The organism is Naasia sp. SYSU D00057, from assembly GCF_017916505.1.
GTDB lineage: Bacteria > Actinomycetota > Actinomycetes > Actinomycetales > Microbacteriaceae > Naasia.
This window is the reverse complement of the sequence record NZ_JAFMSZ010000003.1, coordinates 21,227-45,347: the sequence shown is the minus strand read 5'-3', so window position 1 is coordinate 45,347 and position 24,121 is coordinate 21,227. Positions and strand designations below refer to the sequence as shown.

26 protein-coding genes are annotated in these 24,121 nt (G+C 71.4%); 21 read left to right on the top strand and 5 right to left on the bottom strand.

What is annotated here, in order from left to right; genetic code table 11:
* Positions 1-3: 3 nt before the first annotated feature.
* The 7 genes from J3P36_RS10675 (at position 4) to J3P36_RS10645 (ending at position 6,293) form a co-directional block, all read left to right on the top strand.
* Complete coding sequence (locus tag J3P36_RS10675) at positions 4-645, top strand: nucleotide exchange factor GrpE (protein ID WP_210507980.1); 642 nt, start codon at positions 4-6, stop codon at positions 643-645.
* Positions 646-672: 27 nt separating this feature from the next.
* Complete coding sequence (locus J3P36_RS10670; protein WP_210507978.1) at positions 673-1,671, top strand: DnaJ C-terminal domain-containing protein; 999 nt, start codon at positions 673-675, stop codon at positions 1,669-1,671.
* 18 nt (positions 1,672-1,689) lie between these two features.
* Complete coding sequence (locus J3P36_RS10665; protein ID WP_374100718.1) at positions 1,690-2,100, top strand: heat shock protein transcriptional repressor HspR; 411 nt, start codon at positions 1,690-1,692, stop codon at positions 2,098-2,100.
* An 8-nt stretch (positions 2,101-2,108) separates the two neighbouring features.
* Positions 2,109-2,429: an ATP-dependent Clp protease adapter ClpS gene (clpS, locus tag J3P36_RS10660; protein WP_210507974.1), complete on the top strand. Its 321-nt coding sequence runs from the start codon at positions 2,109-2,111 to the stop codon at positions 2,427-2,429.
* Positions 2,429-2,866: a DUF2017 family protein gene (locus J3P36_RS10655; RefSeq protein ID WP_210507972.1), complete on the top strand. Its 438-nt coding sequence runs from the start codon at positions 2,429-2,431 to the stop codon at positions 2,864-2,866. Before clpS ends, J3P36_RS10655 begins: the two co-directional genes overlap by 1 nt.
* Before the next feature lie 91 nt (positions 2,867-2,957).
* Positions 2,958-5,123: an ATP-dependent Clp protease ATP-binding subunit gene (locus tag J3P36_RS10650; RefSeq protein ID WP_210507970.1), complete on the top strand. Its 2,166-nt coding sequence runs from the start codon at positions 2,958-2,960 to the stop codon at positions 5,121-5,123.
* A gap of 117 nt (positions 5,124-5,240) precedes the next feature.
* Complete coding sequence (locus tag J3P36_RS10645) at positions 5,241-6,293, top strand: zinc-dependent alcohol dehydrogenase family protein (protein WP_210507968.1); 1,053 nt, start codon at positions 5,241-5,243, stop codon at positions 6,291-6,293.
* Between the two features lie 69 nt (positions 6,294-6,362).
* Here the strand turns inward: J3P36_RS10645 and J3P36_RS10640 are convergent, their stop codons facing one another.
* Positions 6,363-7,409 (bottom strand): low specificity L-threonine aldolase, encoded by a 1,047-nt coding sequence (locus J3P36_RS10640; RefSeq protein ID WP_210507967.1) that lies wholly within the window; start codon positions 7,407-7,409, stop codon positions 6,363-6,365.
* 75 nt (positions 7,410-7,484) lie between these two features.
* Between J3P36_RS10640 and J3P36_RS10635 the strand changes: the two genes are divergently transcribed.
* Both J3P36_RS10635 and J3P36_RS10630 read left to right on the top strand, forming a co-directional pair.
* The gene (locus J3P36_RS10635) at positions 7,485-8,684 is read left to right on the top strand and encodes a glutathionylspermidine synthase family protein (RefSeq protein WP_210507966.1); all 1,200 of its coding nucleotides are present in this window, start codon (positions 7,485-7,487) and stop codon (positions 8,682-8,684) included.
* Positions 8,681-9,241 (top strand): hypothetical protein, encoded by a 561-nt coding sequence (locus J3P36_RS10630; RefSeq protein ID WP_210507965.1) that lies wholly within the window; start codon positions 8,681-8,683, stop codon positions 9,239-9,241. The genes J3P36_RS10635 and J3P36_RS10630 overlap by 4 nt, the downstream gene beginning before the upstream one ends.
* Positions 9,242-9,332: 91 nt before the next feature.
* Here J3P36_RS10630 and J3P36_RS10625 read toward each other — a convergent pair whose 3' ends face one another.
* Both J3P36_RS10625 and J3P36_RS10620 read right to left on the bottom strand, forming a co-directional pair.
* Positions 9,333-10,712 carry a DUF6421 family protein gene (locus J3P36_RS10625; RefSeq protein WP_246854621.1) on the bottom strand — a complete coding sequence of 460 codons (1,380 nt, stop codon included), beginning with the start codon at positions 10,710-10,712 and terminating at the stop codon, positions 9,333-9,335.
* Between the two features lie 103 nt (positions 10,713-10,815).
* Entirely contained in the window at positions 10,816-11,202 is a 387-nt protein-coding gene (locus J3P36_RS10620; RefSeq protein WP_246854620.1) for a hypothetical protein, read from the bottom strand.
* Positions 11,203-11,255: 53 nt separating this feature from the next.
* On the opposite strand from J3P36_RS10620, the gene J3P36_RS10615 reads away from it, so the two are divergent.
* From J3P36_RS10615 to J3P36_RS10570, 10 genes are all read left to right on the top strand, one after another.
* Positions 11,256-12,176, top strand: a complete 921-nt coding sequence (locus tag J3P36_RS10615) for an AEC family transporter (RefSeq protein WP_210507964.1) — start codon at positions 11,256-11,258, stop codon at positions 12,174-12,176.
* Positions 12,177-12,221: 45 nt separating this feature from the next.
* Positions 12,222-12,914, top strand: a complete 693-nt coding sequence (locus J3P36_RS10610) for a GntR family transcriptional regulator (protein WP_307807049.1) — start codon at positions 12,222-12,224, stop codon at positions 12,912-12,914.
* 73 nt (positions 12,915-12,987) lie between these two features.
* The gene (locus tag J3P36_RS10605; protein ID WP_210507963.1) at positions 12,988-13,965 is read left to right on the top strand and encodes a sugar phosphate isomerase/epimerase; all 978 of its coding nucleotides are present in this window, start codon (positions 12,988-12,990) and stop codon (positions 13,963-13,965) included.
* 94 nt (positions 13,966-14,059) lie between these two features.
* The gene (locus tag J3P36_RS10600) at positions 14,060-15,052 is read left to right on the top strand and encodes a 4-hydroxythreonine-4-phosphate dehydrogenase PdxA (RefSeq protein WP_210507962.1); all 993 of its coding nucleotides are present in this window, start codon (positions 14,060-14,062) and stop codon (positions 15,050-15,052) included.
* 73 nt (positions 15,053-15,125) lie between these two features.
* Positions 15,126-16,097: a tripartite tricarboxylate transporter substrate binding protein gene (locus J3P36_RS10595; RefSeq protein WP_210507960.1), complete on the top strand. Its 972-nt coding sequence runs from the start codon at positions 15,126-15,128 to the stop codon at positions 16,095-16,097.
* On the top strand, positions 16,094-16,645 hold the full coding sequence (locus J3P36_RS10590; protein WP_210507958.1) for a tripartite tricarboxylate transporter TctB family protein: 552 nt from the start codon (positions 16,094-16,096) through the stop codon (positions 16,643-16,645). Before J3P36_RS10595 ends, J3P36_RS10590 begins: the two co-directional genes overlap by 4 nt.
* Positions 16,646-16,647: 2 nt before the next feature.
* Positions 16,648-18,168 carry a tripartite tricarboxylate transporter permease gene (locus J3P36_RS10585; RefSeq protein WP_210507957.1) on the top strand — a complete coding sequence of 507 codons (1,521 nt, stop codon included), beginning with the start codon at positions 16,648-16,650 and terminating at the stop codon, positions 18,166-18,168.
* A 133-nt stretch (positions 18,169-18,301) separates the two neighbouring features.
* The gene (locus J3P36_RS10580) at positions 18,302-20,047 is read left to right on the top strand and encodes a dihydroxyacetone kinase family protein (RefSeq protein ID WP_210507956.1); all 1,746 of its coding nucleotides are present in this window, start codon (positions 18,302-18,304) and stop codon (positions 20,045-20,047) included.
* Position 20,048: 1 nt separating this feature from the next.
* Positions 20,049-20,519: a ribose-5-phosphate isomerase gene (locus J3P36_RS10575; protein WP_210507955.1), complete on the top strand. Its 471-nt coding sequence runs from the start codon at positions 20,049-20,051 to the stop codon at positions 20,517-20,519.
* An 83-nt stretch (positions 20,520-20,602) separates the two neighbouring features.
* Positions 20,603-20,989: a hypothetical protein gene (locus J3P36_RS10570; RefSeq protein WP_210507954.1), complete on the top strand. Its 387-nt coding sequence runs from the start codon at positions 20,603-20,605 to the stop codon at positions 20,987-20,989.
* Positions 20,990-21,087: 98 nt separating this feature from the next.
* Here the strand turns inward: J3P36_RS10570 and J3P36_RS10565 are convergent, their stop codons facing one another.
* On the bottom strand, positions 21,088-21,924 hold the full coding sequence (locus tag J3P36_RS10565) for an exodeoxyribonuclease III (protein ID WP_210507953.1): 837 nt from the start codon (positions 21,922-21,924) through the stop codon (positions 21,088-21,090).
* Positions 21,925-22,021: 97 nt separating this feature from the next.
* Between J3P36_RS10565 and pyrE the strand changes: the two genes are divergently transcribed.
* Both pyrE and J3P36_RS10555 read left to right on the top strand, forming a co-directional pair.
* Complete coding sequence (gene pyrE / locus J3P36_RS10560; protein WP_210507946.1) at positions 22,022-22,576, top strand: orotate phosphoribosyltransferase; 555 nt, start codon at positions 22,022-22,024, stop codon at positions 22,574-22,576.
* Positions 22,573-23,235, top strand: a complete 663-nt coding sequence (locus J3P36_RS10555) for a septum formation family protein (protein WP_210507944.1) — start codon at positions 22,573-22,575, stop codon at positions 23,233-23,235. The genes pyrE and J3P36_RS10555 overlap by 4 nt, the downstream gene beginning before the upstream one ends.
* On the opposite strand, the gene J3P36_RS10550 is transcribed toward J3P36_RS10555, so the two are convergent.
* Complete coding sequence (locus J3P36_RS10550; protein WP_210507942.1) at positions 23,232-24,032, bottom strand: HAD-IIA family hydrolase; 801 nt, start codon at positions 24,030-24,032, stop codon at positions 23,232-23,234. The two genes, J3P36_RS10555 and J3P36_RS10550, sit on opposite strands and share 4 nt — an antisense overlap.
* Positions 24,033-24,121 lie beyond the last annotated feature (89 nt).

Genomic DNA, 24,121 nt, shown 5'->3' with positions numbered 1-24,121 from the left:
TCGATGGCTGACAAGGATGATGACGACCAGCAGCCGGAGCAGCAGCCGGGGGGTCGCGCGGGTGAGCCGCGCGACCCCGCCGGGGCCGGCGAGTTCATGTCGATGGAGGGACCGGACGTCGAGACCCCGACCGGGGGAAGCGGCGACCAGTCGTTCTCGCCCGAAGATCTGTCGTTCCTCGAGGACGTCTCCGCCGGCACGGCCGGCGCGGCGACCGCTCCGACGGAGCAGGTCGACGAGCACCTCGCGGACCTGAAGCGGGTCACCGCCGAGTACGCGAACTACCGCCGCCGCACGGAGGCCAACCGCCAGCTCGAGCGCGACCGCGCCGTGAGCGACGTGGTGAAGCTCCTGCTGCCGGTGCTCGACGACCTCGACCGGGCCGAGAAGCACGGCGACCTCGAGGAGGGCGGTCCGTTCACCACGATCGCGTCCAAGCTCCGCGGGAGCGTCGAGCGCATCGGCCTCGTCGCGTTCGGCGAGGCGGGGGAGAGCTTCGATCCCGCCCACCACGAGGCGATCTTCCAGAAGCCGAACCCGGAGGTGACCGCGCCGACCGTCGCGGACGTCGTCGAGCGCGGCTACCGGATCGGCGAGGTGACGCTGCGCGCGGCCAAGGTCGTCGTCGACACCCCGGCCGACTGATACCACCCAGGAGAGGGACTACCGACATTGGCAAGCCAGGACTGGTTCGACAAGGACTTCTACAAGACCCTCGGCGTCGCGAAGGACGCCGACGAGGCGACGCTGAAGAAGGCCTACCGGAAGCTGGCGCGGCAGTTCCACCCCGACTCGAACCCCGGGAACGCCGCCGCGGAGGCGAAGTTCAAGGAGATCAGCGAGGCGTACTCGGTGCTCTCCGACGCCCAGCAGCGGCGTGAGTACGACCAGATCCGCGCCATGGGCTCGGGCGCCCGCTTCGCGGCGCCCGGGTCCTCCGGCGGCGGCGGATTCGAGGACGTCTTCGGCAACATGTTCGGCGGCGGCGGAGGGGGCCGGCCCGGTGCCGGCTATCCCGCGGGCGGCTTCGAGGACATCTTCGGCTCGATGTTCGGCGGCGGGAGCGGCGGCGGCTTCGGGCAGCCGAGCGGAGGGTTCCGCGGCTTCGGCGGCCCGACACCGGGCGGTGACATCTCGGCGACGACCACCATCGACTTCGTCACCGCGACCCAGGGCGACACCGTGCGCCTGCAGGGCGCGGACGGCCGCCCGATCAACGTGAAGATCCCCGCCGGCGTGCAGGACGGGCAGAAGATCAAGCTGCGCGGCAAGGGCCAGCCGAGCCCCGACGGCGGCGAGCCGGGCGACCTCGTGCTCACCGTCACGGTGCGCAAGCACCCGGTGTTCGAGCGCGACGGACTCAACCTCAAGGTCACCGTGCCCGTCACGTTCGCCGAGGCGGCGCTCGGGGCGACCATCGAGGTCCCGACGCTCGGCGGCGAGCCGGTGCGCCTGAAGGTGGCGCCCGGCACGTCGAGCGGCAAGGTGCTGAGGGTCAAGGACCGCGGCGTGCACACCTCGAAGGGCACGGGCGACCTCCTCGCCCGCGTCGAGGTCGTCGTGCCCGCGCACCTGACCCGCGAGCAGCGGGAGGCCCTCGAGGCGTTCGTCGCCGCCGGTCCGCCGGAGAACCCCCGCCGCGAGCTGATCGACCGGGCCCGGGCGGTGTGACCCATGGACGAGGAGGAGATGGCATCCGCGCCGCTCTTCGCGATCGCGGTCGCCGCCGAGCTCGCGGGCATGCACCCGCAGACGCTGCGGCAGTACGACCGGATCGGACTCGTCTCACCCCGCCGCACCGCGGGCAAGTCCCGCCGCTACTCGATGCGGGACATCGCCCAGCTGCGTGAGGTGGCCCGCCTCGGCGCCGAGGGCATCAGCCTGGAGGGCATCCGGCGCATCCTCGAGCTCGAGAACGAGGTGGCGGCGCTGCGCGGCCGCGTGCGGGAGCTCGAGTCGGCGCTCGCCGACGAGCTGCTGCGCCGTCCCGGCCGCCGCGTGTTCGCCGTCGGCGACGACGGCGTGACCCCGCTGCGCGCCGGCATGCGGACGAGCCGCCGCACCGAGCTCGTGCTCTGGCGGCCCGGGTCCCAGGACTGAGGTCGCGGATGCCGCGCGCCGCGACGGAACCCGATGTGCTGGAGGCGACCGGCACGGAGGAGGACCTCCGGCTGGAGGAGGACCTCCGGCTCGGCGCCCCCTGGCACACCGTGGTCTGGGACGACCCCGTCAACCTCATGACGTACGTGTCGTGGGTGTTCCGCAGCTACTTCGGCTACGCGAAGGAGAAGGCGGAGCGCCTCATGCTGCAGGTGCACACCGAGGGATCCGCCGTCGTCGCCACCGGCAGCCGCGAGGAGATGGAGCGGCACGTCGAGGCGATGCACGGCTACGGACTGCTCGCGACTCTGCGGCCGGCGGAGCCCTGATGGGCTTCGTCCGCACCGAGGACGGCGTCGAGCGCGTCTTCCAGCCGTGGGAGCGCGCGCTCCTCGCCGACCTCTCCGGCGATCTCGCCGACCTGCTCCGGGCGGCCGACTCCGTGCCCGGGGACCGGGCTATCGCCCGGCTCCTGCCCAAGGCCTACCCGGACGACGCCACCGCGGCGGCCGAATTCGCGGACTTCGCGCGCCCTCGACTCACCGAGGGCAAGGTCGCGTCGGCGGAGGCGATCCTCGCCGACCTCGCGGCACCGGACCCGGTCCGCATCCCGCACGAGCGGGTCCCCCTGTGGCTGCGCGGGCTCACCGACCTGCGGCTGGTGCTCGCCGAGCGCGCCGCCGAGCGCCCGGATCCGATCCTCGCCGAGGTGTCCGACTGGCTCGGGTGGGTGCTGTCGGACCTGCTCGAGACGATCGAGGACTGACTTCCTGGCGCGGAGCGGAACACCGGAATAAACTTGAGCCGGAACGACTCAACATAAGTAGACTTTCCACCCTTCAGTTCCGAGGAGAACCATGGCGAACTTCCAGGGCGCACGGCAGCAGGACGAGCAGCAGTCGGCGCTCCAGCAGTACGGCATCAACCTGACCGAGGTCGCCCGCAGCGGCAAGCTCGATCCGGTGATCGGCCGCGACTCCGAGATCCGCCGCGTCAGCCAGGTGCTGACCCGCCGCACCAAGAACAACCCCGTGCTCATCGGCGAGCCCGGCGTCGGCAAGACCGCCGTCGTGGAGGGGCTCGCCCAGCGCATCGTCGCCGGCGACGTGGCCGACTCGCTCAAGAACAAGCAGCTGGTCATGCTCGACATCTCCGCCCTCATCGCGGGCGCCAAGTACCGCGGCGAGTTCGAGGAGCGGCTGAAGGCCGTCCTCAAGGAGATCAACGAGTCCGACGGCCAGATCATCACCTTCATCGACGAGCTGCACACCCTGATGGGCGCGGGCGGCGGCGAGGGCTCCGTGGCGGCCGCGAACATGCTGAAGCCGATGCTGGCGCGCGGCGAGCTGCGCATGATCGGCGCCACGACGCTCAACGAGTACCGCGAGTACATCGAGAAGGACGCCGCGCTCGAGCGCCGCTTCCAGCAGGTGTACGTCGGCGAGCCGAGCGTCGAGGACACGGTCGCGATCCTCCGCGGCCTCAAGGAGCGGTACGAGGCGCACCACAAGGTGTCCATCGCCGACTCCGCGCTCGTCGCCGCGGCCGCGCTGTCGCACCGCTACATCACCGCACGGCAGCTTCCCGACAAGGCGATCGACCTCATCGACGAGGCCGCGTCCCGCCTGCGCATGGAGATCGACTCGGCCCCCGTCGAGATCGACGAGCTGCGCCGCGCGGTCGACCGGCTGAAGCTCGAGGAGCTCGCCCTCAAGCGGGAGAAGGACGACGCGTCCAAGGCCCGGCTCGAGAAGCTGCGCGCCGACCTCGCCGAGCGGCAGGCGAACCTCGCCGTCCTCGAGGCGCGGTGGGAGAGGGAGCGCGCCGACCTCAACCGCGTCGGAAACCTCAAGGAGAAGGTCGACAGCCTCCGCATCCGCGCCGAGCGCGCGCAGCGCGAGGGCAACCTGGAGGAGGCGTCCCGCCTGCTCTACGGCGAGATCCCCGTCATCGAGCGAGAGCTGAACGAGGCCGAGAAGGCCGAGCAGAACCCGGACGAGCCCCGCATGGTCAACGACCAGGTCACCGACGAGGACATCGCTGCGGTGGTGGCGGCGTGGACCGGCATCCCGATGGGCCGCCTGCTGCAGGGCGAGACGGAGAAGCTGCTCAACCTCGAGGGCGAGATCGGCCGGCGCCTCATCGGCCAGCGGAAGGCGGTGCACTCGGTCGCGGACGCCATCCGGCGCACCCGGGCGGGCATCTCGGACCCTGACCGGCCCACCGGCTCCTTCCTCTTCCTCGGCCCCACCGGCGTCGGCAAGACCGAGCTCGCCCGGGCGCTCGCCGAGTTCCTGTTCGACGACGAGAAGGCGATGATTCGCATCGACATGAGCGAGTACGGCGAGAAGTTCGCCGTCTCCCGCCTCGTCGGCGCCCCTCCCGGCTACGTCGGCTACGACCAGGGCGGGCAGCTCACGGAGGCGGTGCGCCGTCGCCCCTACTCGGTCGTCCTCTTCGACGAGGTCGAGAAGGCGCACCCCGAGGTGTTCGACGTCCTGCTGCAGGTGCTCGACGACGGCCGCCTCACCGACGGGCAGGGCCGCACCGTCGACTTCCGGAGCACGATCCTGATCCTCACGTCGAACCTCGGCAGCCAGTACCTGGTCGACCAGTCGATCCCGGCCGAGCAGAAGGAGCAGGCCGTGCAGGCGCTCGTCCGGCAGTCGTTCAAGCCGGAGTTCGTCAACCGGCTCGACGACATCGTCGTCTTCTCGGCGCTCACCGAGGAGGACCTCGGCCAGATCGTGTCCCTCTACATCGACCGGCTCGAGCGGCGGCTGTCGGAGCGGCGGCTGCAGCTCGCGGTCACCCCGCACGCGCGGACGTGGCTCGCCGATCGCGGCTACGACCCGGTGTACGGTGCCCGCCCGCTGCGCCGGCTCATGCAGCAGGAGATCGACGACCGCCTTGCGCGGGCACTGCTCGCGGGGGAGATCCGCGACGGCGACACCGTCCGGGTGGACGTCAACGCCGACGGCGACTCCCTCGAGGTCGGCCGCTTCGAGTTCGTCGAGGCCTGATCCCCGTAGTGAGGCCTTCCGAGTTGCCACTTTCCGCCCCTTCCCGAGCGGTATGAGGGCCGAAAGTGGCAACTCGGCCGCGTGAGGCGGCGTCGCTGGGCGGCGTAGGGTCGAAGGATGCTGGCGACTCTCATCCACGGTGAACGCGACATCCGAGTGGAGGAGGTTCCGGACCCGACGCTCTCGACCGGCGGCGACGCGATCGTGCGCGTCGTCGCGAGCTGCGTCTGCGGCTCCGACCTCTGGCCCTACCGGGGCGTGCAGCCCACCACCGAGCCGCACCGGATCGGGCACGAGTTCATCGGCGTGGTCGAGGAGATCGGCGACGACGTGTCGAACGTGGCGCCCGGCGACTTCGTGATCGCCCCGTTCTACGACTGCGATATGACGTGCGCCAACTGCCGGAACGGCGTCAGCACCTCGTGCCTGCACGGCGGCTGGTGGGGTTCGGAGGACCGGATGGGCGGCTTCGCCGACGGCGGCCAGGGCCAGCGCGTCCGGGTGCCGCACGCCGACGGCACCCTCGCGGTCGTGCCCGGCGGAATGCCGGACGCCGACCTGATCCCGGACCTGCTGACCCTCTCCGACGTCATGGGCACGGGGCACCACGCCGCGGTGAGCGCCGGCGTGCGCGAAGGCTCCACCGTCGTCGTGGTCGGCGACGGCGCGGTCGGCCTCTGCGGCGTGCTGGCCGCCAAGCGGCTCGGCGCCTCCCGCATCGTCGCGATGTCGCGACACGAGGCACGGCAGGCGGTCGCGCGCGAGTTCGGCGCCACCGACATCGTCGAGGAGCGCGGCGACGAGGGCGTCCGGCGCGTGAAGGACCTGTTCGACGGCATCGGCCCCGACTGCGTGCTCGAGTGCGTCGGCACGAAGGAGTCGATGCACCAGGCGCTGCGCTCGGCGCGGCCCGGCGGCCAGGTCGGCTTCGTCGGCGTCCCGAACGGAGGGCCCGAGCTGCCCGTGCGCACGATGTTCAACACGAACGTCGGCGTCCGCGGCGGCGTCGCCCCGGTCCGCAACTACATCGAGGAGCTCCTGCCCGACGTGCTCAGCCGCACGATCCGCCCGGGCCGCGTCTTCGACCTCGAGCTTCCGCTCACGGAGGCGGCCGAGGCGTACGCGGCGATGGACGAGCGCCGCGCGATCAAGGTCCTGCTCCGCCCGTAAGCGCCCGAGTTGCCAGTAGGTGTCCCCATTCCATTCGGATGGGAGCACCTACCGGCATCTCGCGGGCGATCAGCGGGCGAGCTCCTCGCGCACCGCTGCGACGAACGCGTCGACGTCCGCCTCGGTGGTGTCGAAGCTGCACATCCAGCGCACCTGACCCGCCGCGCGGTTCCAGTCGTAGAAGCGGTAGCGCTCGCGCAGGCGGTCGGCGGCCGCGTTGTCGAGCACCGCGAAGATCGCGTTCGCGTCCGTCGGCTGCGAGAACGAGAGGCCCGGCGTCCCCTCGAGCGCGCTGCGGAGGCGCTGCGCCATCGCGTTCGCATGCGACGCGGACCGCAGCCCGAGACCGTCGTCGAACAGGGTGAGCAGCTGGGCGCTCATGAAGCGCAGCTTGCTCGCGAGCTGCATGCTCAGCTTCCGCAGGTAGAGGAGTCCCTCGGCGCGGTCGGGGTTCAGGACGACGACCGCCTCAGCGCCGAGCAGGCCGTTCTTGGTGCCGCCGAGGCTCAGGACGTCGACGCCCGCGTCGGAGGTGAACTCGCGCAGCGGGACGCCGAGGGCGGCGGCCGCGTTCCAGATGCGGGCCCCGTCCATGTGCAGCGCCATGCCGTGCTCGTGCGCGTATTCGGCGATCGCGCGCACCTCAGCGGGCGTGTAGACGGTGCCGAGCTCGGTCGACTGGGTGATGCTCACGACGAGCGGCTGGGCACGGTGCTCGTCGCCCCAGCCCCACGCCTCCGTCGCGATCAGCTCGGGGGTCAGCTTGCCGTCCGGCGTCGCGACGGGCAGCAGCTTGAGCCCGCTCACCCGCTCCGGAGCCCCGGCCTCGTCGGTGTGGATGTGCGCCGTCCCGGTGGAGATGACGGCGCCCCAGCGGGGCATCATCGCGGTCAGCCCGACCACGTTGGCGCCGGTGCCGTTGAAGACGGGGAACGTCTCGGCCCGCTCGCCGAACGTCTCGCGCACCACCTCGTTCAGGCGCGCGGTGTAGGCGTCCTCCCCGTAGGCGATCTGGTGGCCGCCGTTGGCCGCCGCAAGCGCGGCGAGGACCTCGGGATGCACCCCCGCGTAGTTGTCGCTGGCGAACGTGCGGATCTCGGGATCATGCAGTCTCACTCCTCAATTCTCGCCTGTCCGCAAGGGGTCGCCGGACCGCCCCGGGAAGCGCGGACCGTGCCATACCGTGAAGCAATGCGGAGGGTCGAGAGCGTTCCTCGCGCCGACTGGCGCCGGCGCTGCGACGAGGTCGGGTTCACCTTCTACGACCTGCCGTCCGAGGGCGGCCGCCCCTACTGGAACGAGTCGGCGGCGTACTCGTTCACGCTCGGCGAGATCGAGGTGATCGAGGCGGCCACCAAGGCCCTGTTCGACCTGTGCATGGACGCCGTCGAGCACGTCGTCCGCAGGAGAAGGTATGCCGAATTCGGCATACCGCCGTCGCTGCACGAGCTGGTGCGGCAGTCGTGGGACGAGGACGACCCCACCGTGTACGGCCGCTTCGACCTCGCGTACGACGGCGACCTCACCGTGAAGCTGCTCGAGTTCAACGCCGACACCCCCACGTCGCTCGTGGAGTCGGCCGCCGCCCAGTGGCAGTGGCTCACCGAGGTGCACGGCGAGCAGGCGGATCAGTTCAACGGCCTGCACGAGCAGCTCATCGAGCAGTGGGAGCACATCCGCACCGCCCGCTGGGGAGTGGCGCCCGGGAGCCGGCTGCACCTCGCGTCGCTGCACGACTCCGGTGACGGCGAGCTGATCGTCGAGGACGCCGACACCGTCGCGTACATGGCGGAGACCGCCGCCGCTGGCGGGTTCGAGCCGAAGCTGATCTTCATGGAGGACGTCCAGTGGGACGTCGACCGCCTCCGCTTCCTCGACGGCGACGGTGAGCCGATCGACCGCATCTTCAAGCTGTACCCGTGGGAGTGGATGGCGCGCGAGCAGTTCGCCGCCTTCCTGCCGACCAGCCGCTCCGGAACCGCCTGGGTGGAGCCGGCGTGGAAGCTGCTGCTCAGCAACAAGCAGCTGCTCGTCGTGCTGTGGGAGCTCTTCCCCGGCCACCGGAACCTGCTGCCTGCATTCACGACGCGGGAGCCGCTCGCGGGCCGCCCCTACGTCTCCAAGCCGCGACTCGGCCGCGAGGGCGCCAACGTCACCGTGTTCGAGGCCGACGGCAGCGTCGCCGCCGTGGCGAGCGGTCCGTACGGCGAGGAGGGCTTCGTGTTCCAGGAGCGCGCCCGGTTCGCGCCCATCCCGGGCAAGACCGCCGTGATCGGCAGCTGGATCGTCGGGGACTCGCCCGCCGGCATCGACCTCCGCGAGACGAGCGGCCCCGTCACGGGAGACCTCGCCGAGTTCGTCCCCCACTTCATCGAAGGAGGTCGAGCATGAGCATCCGCAGGACGAGGTCTGTGTCTCTGTCCGGCATCGCGGCACGCCGAGCCACCACCCGGCGCACGGTCGCGATCGCCTCGATCGCGGGCGCCACGCTCGCCCTCTCCGGCTGCACCGCCCCCGACGAGGGGGTCGTGCTGGAGGGCGCGGACGGTGAGAGGTACGTGGTCCCGGAGGGGACGGAGCGGCCGCAGTACGACTCGCGGGAGGACTGCCTCGCCGACGTCGAGGAGCAGATCCGTCTGCTGGAGGCGCAGGGCGAGGACATCGTCGACGAGCCCGAGGACCTGTGCGAATCGACCGAGGGCTACCGGGGCGCGTACACCCACGCCTGGATCGGGCCGCTCATCTTCGCCGCCGCCCGCTGGAACTCGCCCCGGGTCGCCGCCTGGGCACCCGTCGGCAACGGCGGTTTCGCCGCCCCGGGGTCCCGGCTGCAGGCCGACATGGTGCAGCCGGCGCCGGCCGGCTCGAAGGTGGGAGAGCGGGCGCCGCTGAAGGGCGGCTTCGGCACGAGCGGGAAGAGCGGCTTCGGGGAGAGCGCGGGCGGCTGACCCGTCGCGTTCCGCAGAGCCGAGGTGCCCGTTGCGGCGCCGAGTTCCCGCTGCAGGGGTCACTCCGCGCCGCAACGGGCACTCAGAGGGGTCAGTCGCGGCCGGTGATGCCCGACGTCGAGGCGATGACGTCGCCCATCTTCTTGCCGAGGGCCTCGTAGAACATCGACAGCGGGAACTCGTCGTCGAGCACGGCGTCCGTCATGCCCTTCGGCGGCCCCGAGAGGACCTCGTCGGGAAGGCCACGCGCCCACTGCGACGCGGGATGCGGCGTCAGCGTGCTGCGGACGAGGTCGTACGCGGCGAGCCAGTGCGCCGTCTTCGGCCGGTCGATCGACGCCCAGTAGAGCTCGTCGATGGCGTCCGACAGCGCGACGACCGCATCCGGCACCTCCGCCCAGTCGAAGGCGAGGCGGGTGTCGGTCCAGTGCAGCACGCGCCGCTGGTGCAGCCACGCGAACAGCAGCTGCCCGCCGAGGCCGTCGTAGTTGCGGACGCGGCTACCGGTGAGGGGGAAGCGGAACAGGCGGTCGAACAGGATCGCGTACTGCGCGAGCCGGGCGCGGTCGCGCGTCACCTCGTCGGTGTCCTCCGCGCGCACCAGGCGGACGCTCTCGCGGAACGCGGTGAGGTCGCACCGCAGCTCCTCGAGCGAGTAGAGGAAGTACGGCATCCGCTGCTTGATCATGAACGGATCGAACGGCAGGTCGCCGCGCATGTGGGTGCGGTCGTGGATGAGATCCCAGAGCACGAAGGTCTCCTCCGCGAGCTCCTGGTCGCTCAGCAGCCGGCGCGCGTCCTCGGGCAGCTCGAGCTGCGTGATCTCGGACGCGCGGTTCACGACGCGGCGGAAGCGCGCCGCCTCGCGGTCCGCGAAGATCGCGCCCCAGGTGAACTTCGGTACGACGGCTCCGGTCGCCACCGTCTCGGGGAAGAGCACGGCCGAGTTGGTGTCGTAGCCGCCCGTGAAGGCGAGGAAGCGGATCGGCACGAACAGCGCGTTCGAGTACGCCGTCGTCTCGAGCTCGGCGATGAACTCCGGCCACACGACCTCGACGAGCACCGCCTCGAACAGGCGCTCGGTGCTGCCGTTCTGCGTGTACATGGGGAACACGACGAGGTGCTGCAGCCCGTCCTCGCGCTGCAGCTCCGGGCGGAACGCGGCGACGGCGCGCGTGAAGTCCGGCACGCCGAAGCCGGCGGCCGCCCAGGCGGCGAGGTCCGCTCGCATCGCGGCGAGGTAGTCCGCGTCGTGCTCGAACGCCGGCGCGAGCTCCTCGACGGCGGCGTCGAGGTCGGCGACGAGTCGGGCCGCCTCGGCGCGATCGGCGTCCTCGCGGAGCGAGCCGTCGCGCTGCTGCAGCTCGCGCAGCCCGCCCACCGCGGAGGCGAGGCGGTCCCAGCCGGGCGCCAGCGCCGGGTCGACCGAGCCCGTCCGGCGGGTCTCGTTCGTCGTCAGCGTGGCGTCCATTCGTCCTCCGTAGGTCGGTGTCCTACCGAGGCTATTGAGCGCGGGCGCGGCAGAGGGTTGCGCTGACCAGCGGGTAAGTTGCGGTCGACGCAGGAATGTTGCGTCAGAAGGTGGCGCCGGGCACCGCGCCGATGATCAGCGCCAGCCCGAGGACGAACACCCCGGCCGCCAGCGCCGAGGTGACGAGGGGCACCCAGAACGCGAGCCGCCGCAGCACGAGCAGCACCACGGTGACGACGATCCCGGCGACGACCACGAGCACCGGGCCGAGCAGGGCGATGCCGAAGCCGACCCCCATCTGGTCCAGGTCGCACTGCACGCCCGAGCCGCACGGGTCGCTCGCCATGACGAGGAACGGCGACATCACGAGGAGCAGCAGCCCGAGCCCCGCCGTCAGCAGGAGCAGCACGATCGAGAGCACGAGATCCCACGTGCGGAGGGGGCGCCGGACCTGCACCGCCGCCGGCGCGGCGGGGGACGGCGGAGACATGGTGAGAGAGTAGCGGGGGAGGAGGTCCCTCCCGAAGGACGGAGCGATCTCGCATGACGGGCGTGCTGATCGGCTTCGCCATCATCGCGTCGATCATCGCCACCGGCTACTTCGTCGGCCGTTCGGGCATCCTCGGCAGTGCGTCGAGCGGCGTGCTGGCGCGGCTCGCGTTCTTCGTCCTGTCGCCGTGTCTGCTGTTCACGGTGCTCGCGCGAGCCGACGTCGCCATGCTCTTCTCGTCGCTGCTCCTGGCATCGGTGATCGCGGCCCTCGCGTCGACCCTGATCTTCGCGCTCTTCGCGCTGCTGCTGTGGCGGCGCCGGCTGCCGGAGGCGGTGGTCGGCTCCCTCTCCGCGGGATACGTCAACGCCAACAACATCGGTCTGCCGGTGGCCGTCTACGTTCTCGGCGATCCCGCGTACCCCGCGCCGATCATCCTGCTGCAGCTGCTCATCCTGACGCCGATCGCGCTCACCCTGCTCGATGTGTCGACGAGCGGCAAGGTCTCGGTGCGGCGGATCCTGCTGCGGCCGTTCCTGAACCCGCTGCTCATCGGCTCGGCCCTCGGGGTCGTCCTCGCGGTGACGCACGTCCGGCTGCCCGAGCCCGTGATGGAGCCCTTCGAGCTCGTGGGGGCGGCCGCCGTGCCCGTCATGCTCCTCAACTTCGGCATGTCGCTGCACGGTCAGCGACCGCTGGCTCCCGGTTCCGGGCGGCGGGACATCCTGCTCGCCAGCGCGCTGAAGCTCGCGATCATGCCGGCGATCGCGGCGCTCGCCGGATACCTGCTCGGTCTGCGCGGACAGGAGCTGTACGCGGTGACCGTGCTCGGCGCCCTGCCGACCGCGCAGAACGTGTTCAACTACGCGCAGCGGTATGAGCGCGGCGTCGTCCTCGCCCGCGACACGGTGCTGACGACCACCGTCGGCTCCCTGCCGATCCTTCTGCTGGTCGCGCTCTTCCTGCATCCCTGACCGCCTTCCGGACCTCGCGGCACCGATTTCGTATAGGATCGCGGCGTGGGGACGGGTTCACGGATCGAGCGGCCGCCGGCGCGCCAGATGCTGGCCGACCACGTGTACCAGGCGCTGATGACCTCGCTCGTCGAGGGCCGGCTCACCGCCGGCGAGAGCCTCAACATCGACGCCCTCTCCCGCGAGCTCGACATCTCCCAGACGCCCATCCGCGAGGCCCTCGCCCGGCTCGAGTCGACCGGGCTCGTGGTGCGGGAAGCGCTGCGCGGCTACCGCGTCGCCCCGCTCTTCTCCGCCGAGGAGCTGGCGGAGCTGATGGAGGCCCGGCTCGCGATCGAGCCGCAGCTGGCGCGGCTCGCCGGCGAGGCCCCCGGAGCGGACCTCGTCGCGGCGCTGCAGGACTCGAACGCGGCCCTGGCGCGGTACGGCCAGGACGCCGGCGAATCCCTGGCCTCCTACTGGCAGGCGGACGAGCGCTTCCACCGGCTCATCGCCGAGGGCGCGCACAACCGCTTCCTGCTCTCGGCCTACTCCGCGCTCGGCGGGCACGTGCAGCGCTTCCGCCTCTTCGGCGGCCTGGGCGTGCGCGATGCCGACGCGGCGGTCCGCGAGCACCAGCTGATCATCGACGCGATCGGCGCGAGCGACGCGGAGGGCGCGTTCCGCGCGATGCACCACCACGTCGGGCTCGTGAAGCACCGGGCGATCGAGGAGTCCACGGGAGCCGCGCGCTCCTAGCGGCGCGCCTTGCCCCTCCTTCTCTTGCTGTTACTATTTCCTATAGGAAACACGATCAGCACAACGGAGTGACATGAGCTACACCGCCGACACCTGGCCCATCGCGGCCGCCCTCCTGCAGTTCCCCGGCAGAACGCGGGACGGGCGCTCGGTGCAGGACGCGCCGGCGGAGGCATGGAGCGCGACGCTCGCCGAGGTGCGCGCGCTCGGCTTCTCGGCGGTGGACCTGACGGACAGCTGGCTGCGCATCGGCGATCTCCCCTCTGCGCGCCTCGAGGAGTTCAAGGCCGTCGCCGACCAGCTCGGCCTCGACGTCCCCGTCGTGTCCGTGACCCGGCGCAGCGTCGCGGATCCGGTGGACGGCGACGAGAACCTCGCCTACGCCCACCGCACCATCGAGGCGGCCGCCGCCCTCGGCATCGGGCTGCTCTCCATCGGCTTCCACCAGCCGCTCACGCCGGCGCAGCAGGAGCACCTCTGGTTCTGGAACGCTCCGGGCGGCGGGGACGACGTCGACGATCCTGAGGCGTGGAGCTCGGCGGTCGCCCGGATCCAGGAGGTCGGGCGCCACGCGGCCCAGTACGGGATGGACGTGTCCATCGAGCTGTACGAGGACACCTTCTTCGGCACCGCGGACAGCGCCGTGCGCTTCATCCAGGACGTCGACCTGCCGAACGTGGGGATCAACCCGGACCTCGGCAACCTCATCCGGCTGCACCGCCCCGTCGAGCGGTGGCAGGACATGCTCGCGAAGACCCTGCCCTACACGAACTACTGGCAGGTGAAGAACTACACGAGGGACGAGGACCCGCGGACCGGCGCCATCGTCACCATGCCGGCTCCGCTCGAGCTCGGCGTCATCGACTACCGCAGCGCGATCCGGGACGCCGTCGCCGCCGGCTTCCGGGGAGTCATCACCTGCGAGCACTACGGCGGAGACGGCCTGGGCGTCAGTGCCCGCAACATGCGCTACCTGCGCACGATCCTGCCGAGCGAAACCCCGGCCGGGCAGGACCCGGCCGGCCGGCCGCTCGATCGGCGGGTCGCCTGATGGGCCCCTCCGGCGCCGCCCGGCCCGCCCTCACCGCATCTGCCGCCGTCCGCCTGGACGCGGCGCTTCCGCGCACGACTCAAGGAGATCCGTCATGACCGCCCGCCCCGCCATCGCTCTCACCCTCGGCGACCCCGCCGGTGTCGGCCCCGAGCTCGCGGCCAAGCTCCTCGCCCGGCCCGAGACGCTGCAGAAGGCCGAGGTCTACATCCTCGCCGACCGCAGCGAGGTCGAGGCGGCCGCCGCTGCCGCCGGCGTCGAGATCCCGCTCGCCGACGAGCCGGCCCCCGGCTATGCCGTCGTGCTCGAGGACGGCACCGCTCCCACGGAGCCGATCCCGCTGCGCAAGGTGAGCGTCGAGGCGGGGCAGCGCGTCAAGCACCAGCTGCTCCGCGCCCTGGAGATGGCCCGGCAGGGGAGGATCGGCGCCATCGTCTTCGCGCCGCTCAACAAGACGAGTCTCCACCTCGCCGGCATGCACGAGGAGGACGAGCTGCGCTGGTTCGCCAAGGAGCTCGGCCACGAGGGCGTCACCAGCGAGCTGAACATCCTGCCCGGGCTCATCACGGCCCGCGTCACCTCCCACGTCCCCGTGTCCGCCGTCGCGGAGCGCATCAAGGCACCGGCGGTGACGGCCGCGATCCGGCTGCTGCACGAGACGCTGCGCGACTCCGGTCTCGCGTCGCCGCGGCTCGCGGTGGCCGCCCTCAACCCGCACGCCGGCGAGAACGGCAACTTCGGACGTGAGGAGATCGACGAGATCGCGCCGGGGATCGCCGCCGCCGTCGCGGAGGGCATCGACGCCAAGGGGCCCTTCCCCTCCGACACCGTGTTCCTCAGTGCGAAGCGCGGCGACTACGACGGCGTCGTCACGATGTACCACGACCAGGGCCAGATCGCGATGAAGCTCATCGGCTTCGACCGCGGAGTCACCATCCAGGGCGGGCTCCCCGTCGTCATCGCGACGCCGGCGCACGGCACCGCGTTCGACATCGTCGGAAAGGGCATCGCCGATCCTGGAGCGACCGAGCACGCCTTCGACCTCGCGGTCGCCATCGCCTCCCGGCGCATGGATCGCACTGCCTGATCCCTTCCCCCAAATAAAATATCCGATAGGATATTCGCATCGGGTCGCAGAGGCCCCGGAAACAGGAGAGACAATGAAGTCAGGAAGAATCGGCGCCGCCGCTCTCGGCACCGCCGCCCTCCTCGCGCTCACCGCGTGCTCAGGAGCAGCCGGCGGCTCGCCGGCCGCCGAGGACGGGGCACCGTCGGGTGACGTCCGCATGATCGTCCCGTTCAGCGCGGGAGGCGGCAGCGACCAGTCCGGCCGCGCCATCGCCGCAGGCCTCGAGGACGGCACGGGACTCAACATCAGCGTCGAGAACCGCGAGGGAGGCTCGGGCGCCGTCGGCTACTCGTTCTTCCTCGGCCAGGACGCGAACCCGAACTACCTGCTCGCCGCGGAGACCGCGCTGCTCGCGCTGCCGCTCACCCAGGACGTCGAGTTCTCCTACGAGAGCTTCACCCCGATCATGAAGCTCGGCGACGACTACACGCTGCTCGTCGTGCCCGCGGACTCCGAGTGGGACACCTGCTCCGACGTCGTCACCGCCGCCGGGGACGGCCGCGTCGTGGCCGCGGTGTCCGGTGCGACGAGCCTCGACGAGATCGTCTTCACGCTCGTCGAGCAGGACCAGGACGTCGAGTTCGACCGCGTTCCGTTCGAGTCCGGCAGCGAGGTGCTCGCGGGTCTGCTCGGCGGACAGGTCGACGTCGCCTCTCTCAACCCCTCCGAGGTCCTCGGCCAGCTGGAGTCGGGCGACCTGAAGGCGCTGTGCGCGTTCTCCGACGAGCGGTACGAGTACGAGGCGCTCGCCGAGATCCCGACCGCGACCGAGCAGGGCATCGACGTCTCCTTCGCCCAGTTCCGCGGCTTCATCGCGCCGGGCAACATCACCGACGAGGCGCGCGACTTCTGGATCGAGGCTGCGGAGGAGTTCGCCGAGAGCGACGCCTACGACACCTACATCGCGGACAACGTGATGCAGGCCAACGCGGTCTACGGCGACGACTTCGTCGACTACCTCGAGGGCAACCGCGCCGAGCTCGAGAAGGTGCTCGTCAAGTGATCACCACCCGGAGTGCCGGCCTCGCGGCCAGCATCGTTCTCGCGCTCATCGGAATCGCGGCCGTCCTCGGCGGCGTCGGTTACGGGATGTTCGTGGACGGCGGCGAGGTCGGCCCCGGGTTCCTTCCCGTCTTCGCGGGAGCGCTCGTCGCCCTCTTCGCGGCGATCGACGTGGCCGGCCGGCTGCGGCGACGTCGTCCGCACGACGCGATCCACGAGGTGGTCGCACCCGAGGTCGACGAGGAGCTGCGAGCGGACCTCGCGGCCGCCGAGAGCAGCGACCTCGACATCTTCGGCCGCACCCAGCGGCAGCGCACCCGCATGCTCGCCATCGTGGTCGGCATCCTCGTCGCCACCCTCCTGCTCGTCCAGGTGCTCGGCTTCATCCCGGCCTTCGGCGTGATGCTCCTCGTGATCGCGGTCTTCGTGGAGCGGCGCAAGTGGCTGCCGTCGCTCGCGGTCACGCTCGTCACCTGTGCGGTCGTCTACCTCCTGTTCGTCACGTTCCTCCGGGTGCCGCTGCCCGAAGGCGTCTTCGGAGCCCTGTGATCATGATCGACAACCTCCTCCTCGGGTTCCAGACGGCGCTGACGCCGGAGAACGTCCTGTGGTGCTTCATCGGCGTGCTCGCCGGCACCGTGATCGGGCTGCTGCCGGGCCTCGGGTCCACGACCGGCGTCGCGATCCTCATTCCCCTCACGCTCACCCTGGAGCCGGTCACCGCGCTGATCATGCTCGCGGGCATCTACTACGGCGCCCAGTACGGCGGCACGATCACGTCCGTGCTGATCTCCACACCGGGTGAGGCGGCCAGCGTCGTCACCACACTCGACGGCTACAAGATGGCGCGCAACGGCCGCGCCGGCGCCGCCCTCGCCATCAGCGCGATCGGCTCCTTCGTCGCCGCGATCATCTCGCTCGCGCTGCTGATGGCCCTCGCCCCGCCTCTCGCCGACCTCGCCCTCGAATTCGGGCCGGTCGAGAACCTCGCGATCATGATCCTCGGTCTCGTCATCGTGGTCAGCTTCGCGGGCGGCGCCTTCTCGCGGGGCATGATGATGGCGGCGCTCGGCCTGCTCATCTCGACCGTGGGCGTCGCGACCGGCTTCTCCAGCGCCCGCTTCACCTTCGGCAACGTGGACCTCCTGAGCGGCATCCCCTTCGTCGAGGTGATGATCGGGCTCTTCGCGGTCGGCGAGGTGCTCCACCAGATCCGCGTCGGGGCGGCGGCGCCGATCCGCACCCGCTTCCGCGACCTCATGATCACGCGGTCCGAGCTGAAGCGCAGCGCGGCGCCGATCCTCCGCGGAACCGGCATCGGCTTCCTGCTCGGCATCCTCCCCGGTGCCGGGTCCACGCTCGCGTCCTTCATGGCGTACGGCATCGAGAAGCGGGTGTCGAAGCGCCGGGGCGAGTTCGGCAAGGGCGCCATCGAGGGCGTCGCGGCTCCCGAGAGCGCCAACAACGCCGCCGCCAACGCCAACTTCGTGCCCACGCTCGCCCTCGGCATCCCCGGCGGCGGCACGACCGCGGTGCTCCTCGGCGCGTTCACGATCTACGGCCTGCAGCCCGGGCCGCTGCTGTTCGAGACCCAGCCGACCCTCATCTGGGGCCTGCTCGTGTCGTTCTTCATCGGCAACGTGCTGCTGCTGGTGCTGAACCTGCCGCTCGCCCCGGTGTTCGGGCAGATGCTCCGCATCCCGTACGGCTACCTCTACCCGATCATCCTGCTCACGAGCTTCGTCGGCGCCTACGCGGTCAGCAACAACATGTTCAGCGTGCTCATCGTGCTGGTGTTCGGGCTGGTCGGCTGGGTCATGAAGGAGATCGACCTGCCGATGGCGCCCCTCGTGCTGGGCCTGGTGCTCGGGCCGCTGCTCGAGAAGTCGCTGGTGCAGACCTCGGCGATCGGCCAGGGGAGCTTCCTCGTGCTGCTTCAGCACCCGATCAGCGTCGGCATCCTTCTCGTCGCCCTCGCGCTCGCGGTCGGGCCGACCGTGCTGCGCAAGGTGACGGCGAGCCGCCGGGTGCAGCAGGCCGCGGCCAAGGAGAAGGATTCGGTCTCCCGCTGACCGGGGGAAGCGAAGTGCCGGGGTCTCGGAACAGCCCTCGGCGAGGAGTACCGTCGGGCTCCCCGGGTGCGAGTCCGGGGAGCCCGATCAGGACAGGAGACAGGTGGATGGTGCCGCACACTGAGGCGAGCCGATGACCCGGCTGTACAACGAGCCGGCGGCGTTCGCGGACGAGATGATCGAGGGCTTCGTCGCGGCGAACGCCCGCTACGTCCGGGCGGTGCCCGGTGGGGTGGCCCGCTCGACGGTGTCGCCGGAGGGGCAGGTCGCCCTCGTCATCGGCGGCGGCTCGGGGCACTATCCGGCTTTCGGCGGGCTGGTCGGTCAGGGGCTGGCGCACGGCGCCGCGATGGGCAACCTGTTCGCCTCGCCGGCGACCCAGCAGGTGGAGTCGGTCGCTCGCGCCGCCTCGAACGGCGGGGGAGTGCTGCTCTCCTACGGCAACTACGCGGGCGATGTGCTCAACTTCGACGCCGCGCAGGACCGCATCCGCGCGGCGGGCATCCCGTGCGAGACGGTCACGGTGACCGATGACGTCTCGAGCGCGCCGCTCGCCGAGAAGCACAAGCGGCGCGGCATCGCCGGCGACCTGACGGTGTTCAAGTCGGCGGGGGCGGCCGCGGAGGCCGGCTACGACCTCGCCGAGGTCGTGCGTGTCGCCGCCCTCGCGAACGAGCGCACCCGGTCCTTCGGTGTGGCCTTCACCGGCTGCACGCTGCCGGGTGCTGCCGAGCCGCTGTTCACCGTGCCGGAGAGGCGGATGGCGGTGGGGATGGGCATCCACGGCGAGCCGGGCATCGGCGAGACCGACATCCCGACCGCGGACGAGCTCGCCGGGATGCTGGTCGCCCGGCTGCTCGAGGAGCTCCCGGAGGGCGTCGAGAGCGCGCGGGGCGCCCGCGTGGTGCCGATCCTCAACGGGCTGGGCTCGGTGAAGTACGAGGAGATGTTCGTCGTCTACCGGCGCATCGCCCGGCTGCTCGAGGAGGCGGGGGTCGAGATCGTCGACCCGCACGTGGGCGAGTTCTGCACGAGCTTCGACATGGCCGGCACCTCGCTGACCCTGTTCTGGCTGGACGAGGAGCTCGAGCGGCTCTGGGACGCTCCCGTCGACAGCCCCGCCTACCGCAAGGGCTCCGTGGTCGCCGCCGAGCGCGTCGCCACGTCCGCGCAGCAGGGGGAGCAGGAGGACCGTTCCGGGTATCCCGCCGCGACCCCCGAGTCGAAGGACGCCGCACGCCAGGTCGTGGCGGCGATCGAGGCGCTGGCCGCCACGGTCGACGCGAACGTCGACGAGCTCGGCCGCATGGACTCGATCGCGGGCGACGGCGATCACGGCATCGGCATGCAGCGGGGCTCACGGGCAGCGGTCGCCGCGGCACGTGAAGCCGCTGCCGCGGGTGCGGGCGCGGGCACCGTCCTCCTGCAGGCGGGCGACGCGTGGTCGCACCGCGCCGGCGGCACCTCGGGCGCCCTGTGGGGCGTCGCGCTCCGCGCCCTCGGCGACGCCCTGGGCGACGAGGCGCGGCCGAACGCCGCCATGGTCGCGAGCGGTGTCGCCGCGGCCGCGGCCGGCATCACCTCCTACGGCAAGGCGCAGCTCGGCGACAAGACGATGGTCGACGCCCTGCTGCCCTTCGCCGAGACCCTGACCCGCGAGGTCGCGGCGGGAACGAGCCTGCTCGAGGCCTGGACCTGGGCCGCCGATGCGGCCACGGCCGCTGCGGCCGGTACCGCTGACCTGCTGCCCCGGATGGGCCGGGCCCGTCCGCACGCCGAGAAGAGCCTCGGCACCCCTGACCCCGGGGCGCACTCGTTCGCCCTGATCGTGCGTGCCGTGGGCGACGTGCTCGACGGCGGCCCCACCGAGAGGAGCTGACATGGCGGAGCCTCTGCGCCTGGTCATCGGAAGCGATGACGCCGGGTTCGACTACAAGGAGATCCTGAAGAAGGACCTCGAGAACAGCGACGGCGTCGCCTCGGTCGTGGACGTGGGCGTCGACTCGGACGGCCACACCGCGTATCCGAAGGTGGCCGTGGCGGCCGCCGAGCTGGTCGCCAAGGGCGAGGCCGACCGGGCCCTGCTGATCTGCGGCACCGGCCTGGGGGTGGCGATCGCGGCGAACAAGGTGCCCGGCATCCGCGCCGTGACCGCGCACGACAGCTTCTCGGTGGAGCGGGGCGTGCTCTCCAACGACGCCCAGGTGCTCACCATGGGCCAGCGGGTGGTCGGCATCGAGCTGGCCCGCCGTCTGGTGCGGGAGTGGCTGACCTACCGCTTCGACCCGAGCTCGGCCTCCGCGGCCAAGGTCGCCGTCATCGAGCAGTACGAGAGCACCGGCAGCTGCTGACGCCGCCGCGCCGCCGGTTGCGGGACGGTGTCGAGCGGTCCGGCGCGTCGGCGTCGGACCCGCCCGTGCCCTAGTCTCTGGCGGTGCCCCAGTTCGCCGCTGTCGCGTTCGCCCTGATCCTCGCCGCCGTCGCCGTGTTCCAGATCGCCCTCATCGCGGGTGCGCCGCTCGGGCACCTGGCCTGGGGCGGGCAGGACCGGGTGCTGCCGCCGCAGAAGCGCTGGGGAAGCGTGGTCTCGGTCGTGCTCTACGCCGCCTTCGGCCTGCTCGGCCTCGAGCGGGCCGGAGTGGTCGAGCTGCTGCCGGCGGGGGCGGACACGCTCGTGCACATCGCGATGTGGGTCGTCGCCGGATACCTGGCGCTCGGGATCCTGCTCAACCTCGCTTCGCGCAGCAAGCCGGAGCGCTACGTCATGACGCCCGTCGTCACGGTGCTCGCCGCACTCGGCTTCGTCCTCGCACTCGGCTGACGCCGTCGCGCTATCCGCAACGGCAAGCGCTCGACGCAGCGTTCTCCGGTTGCGGATCGCACCGGACGTTGCGGTTCTGTCGCTGAGGCGTCGAGCGCTCAGAAGATCATCGGGCGGTCCTCGTCGAGCTCGCTCGGCAGGGCGATGTCGACGACGACCGGCACGTGGTCGCTGGGGGCGGTGCCCTTGCGCTCGTTGCGGTGGATGGCGGCCGAGGTCACCAGCTCGGCGAACGCGGGCGAGCCGAGGATGAAGTCGATGCGCATGCCCTCGTTGCGGGGGAAGCGCAGCTGCTTGTAGTCCCAGTAGGTGAAGCCCTCCGGGACGCGCTCTCGCACCACGTCGGTGAGGCCGATGCGCTCGAACTCCGCGAAGGCGGCACGCTCGGGCGGCGAGACGTGCGTGGCGCCGTTGAAGAGGTGGATGTCCCACACGTCCGAGTCGAGCGGCGCGATGTTCCAGTCGCCCATCAGCGCGAGCGGCAGGTCCGGCTTCTCGTCGAGCCAGCCCTTGGTCTCGGCGGCGAGCTTCGCGAGCCAGTCGAGCTTGTAGTCGTAGTGTGCGTGGTCGAGCTCGCGGCCGTTGGGCACGTAGAGGCTCCACAGCCGCACGCCCTCGACCGTGACGCCCATCGCCCGCGCTTCCCGGGGCAGCGTGCCGTCCTCGGCGGCGCTGCCGAAGCCCGGCATGGTGGCGAAGCCGTTGGTGACGTCCTCCATCGGCAGGCGGCTGGCGAAGCCCACGCCGTTCCACTGGCTGAACCCGTTGACCTCGACGTCGTAGCCGGCCTCGGTGAAGGCCAGCACCGGGAACTGATCGGCGCGGCTCTTGACCTCCTGCATCGCGAGCACGTCGACGTCCTCGCGGACCAGCCACTCGACCACGCGGTCCACTCGAGCCCGGATCGAGTTGACGTTCCACGTGGCGACCCGCATGCCGCCCACGATACCCAGCCCCGCTGACGCTCCCGCCCCGGCGGAGCTCGTCGCCGCCGCTCCCGACCTCGGAGCGGGCGCGGCCTAGGCTTGTCGGGTGACCGACGCCCGCAGCCAGCTGATCGACTACATCGCCTCGGACGCCGTCTTCCACGGCGACTTCACGCTCACGAGCGGCAAGAAGGCGACCTACTACGTCGACCTCCGCAAGGTGAGCCTCGACCACCGCGTCGCCCCGCTCATCGGCCAGGTCATGCTCGACCTCATCGCCGACGTCCCGGACGTCGCCGCGGTCGGCGGCCTCACCATGGGCGCGGATCCGATCGCCGCCGCGATCCTGCACCAGGGCGCGGCGCGCGGCGCCGGCTACGACGCGTTCGTCGTGCGCAAGGAGCCGAAGGACCACGGCCGCGGCCGCCAGGTGGAGGGACCCGACCTCGCCGGCAAGCGCGTCATCGTCGTCGAGGACACCTCCACGACGGGAGGGTCCCCCCTCAAGGCGATCGAAGCGCTCGAGAAGGTCGGCGCCGAGATCGCCGCCGTCGCCGTCGTCGTCGACCGCGCGACGGGCGCGAAGGAGCGCATCGAGGCAGCCGGATACCCGTACCTCGCCGCGCTGAGCCTCGCCGACCTCGGCCTCGCGGAGCAGTGACCGGCGGAGGCGGCTCCGTCCCGGCTCCGGCGACCCCCGACCCGGACCCGGACGCTCCTGCTGAAGGGGAGGCGGCGGCCCGCGACCGCCGCTCCCGCATCGTCGTGATCGTCTCGATCGCGGTGCTGGCGCTCGCCGGGCTCGCGCTCGCCTTCTTAGTCGGCACACGCCTCCAGCCGGCCCCGCCTCCGCCGGCGCCGGAGACGACCGCCGCGCCCGTCACTCCCACCCCGACGCCGACACCGACGCCGACGCTCGCGCCGCTCCCCGCCGCACCGGCGGCCCCCGGCGTCGTGTCCTGGGAGGAGCTCGGCGGAGGCGAGTGCCTCGACCCCTGGGCGTCGCCGTGGGCCCGCGAGTTCACCGTCGTCGACTGCGTGCAGCCGCATCGCGCGCAGCTCGTCGCCCGCGGGGTCTTCGATGGGGACGCGCTCGCCCCCTACCCGGGCGAGCAGGCCCTGACCTCGCAGCTGGGCCTGCGCTGCGCGTCGCCCGACGTCGTCGACCTGGTGACCGCCGAGCAGTACGCCGACCTCCAGTACCAGGCCGCGTATCCGGCGACGGAGGAGCAGTGGGCGGCCGGGGACCGGTCCTACTTCTGCTTCGTCTTCCGGGGCTCCGGGGAGCCGCTGACCGGCAGCGTGGCGGTCGCCAGCTAGATCTCGACCTCGATCGGCTCCGTGGCGAGCAGGTCGGCGACCGAGTCGATCACCTCGTCCGGCCGGAACGGGTACTGCTCGATGACCCTGCGATCGCTGATGCCGGTCAGCACGAGGATCGTGTGCAGGCCCGCCTCGATGCCGGCCACGATGTCGGTGTCCATGCGGTCGCCGATCATCGCGGTGTTCTCCGAGTGCGCGCCGATCCGGTTCATCGCGGAGCGGAACATCATCGGGTTCGGCTTGCCCACGATGTACGGGGACTTGCCGGTCGCCTTCTCGATGAGCGCCGCGATCGCGCCGGTCGCCGGCAGGGCGCCCTCGGCGCTCGGGCCGGTCGCGTCCGGGTTGGTGACGATGAAGCGGGCGCCGTTGTTGATCAGGCGGATGGCCTTGGTGATCGCCTCGAACGAGTAGTTGCGGGTCTCGCCGACGACCACGTAGTCCGGGTCGGTCTCCGTCATGATGAAGCCGGCCTCGTGGAGGGCCGTCGTCATGCCGGCCTCGCCGATCACGAACGCGCTGCCGCCCGGCATCTGGGAGGCGCAGAAGTCGGCGGTCGCGAGCGCCGACGTCCAGATCGACTCCTCCGGGACGATCAGACCCGATGCGCGGAGGCGCGCGCTGAGGTCGCGCGGCGTGAAGATCGAGTTGTTGGTGAGCACCAGGAACGGCTTGCCCTGGTCGGTCCACTGCTGGATGAGCTCGGACGCCCCCGGGATCGGCTGGTTCTCGTGCACGAGCACGCCGTCCATGTCGGTGAGCCAGCAGTCGATCTCGTCGCGTGACGTGCCCATCTCGTCCTTCCGGTCAGGTGCTATCGACCCTACAGAAGCGGGGTGAACGCTCCGCTTCGGGGGCGTGCGCTCGTCCACCGGCGGCGGGA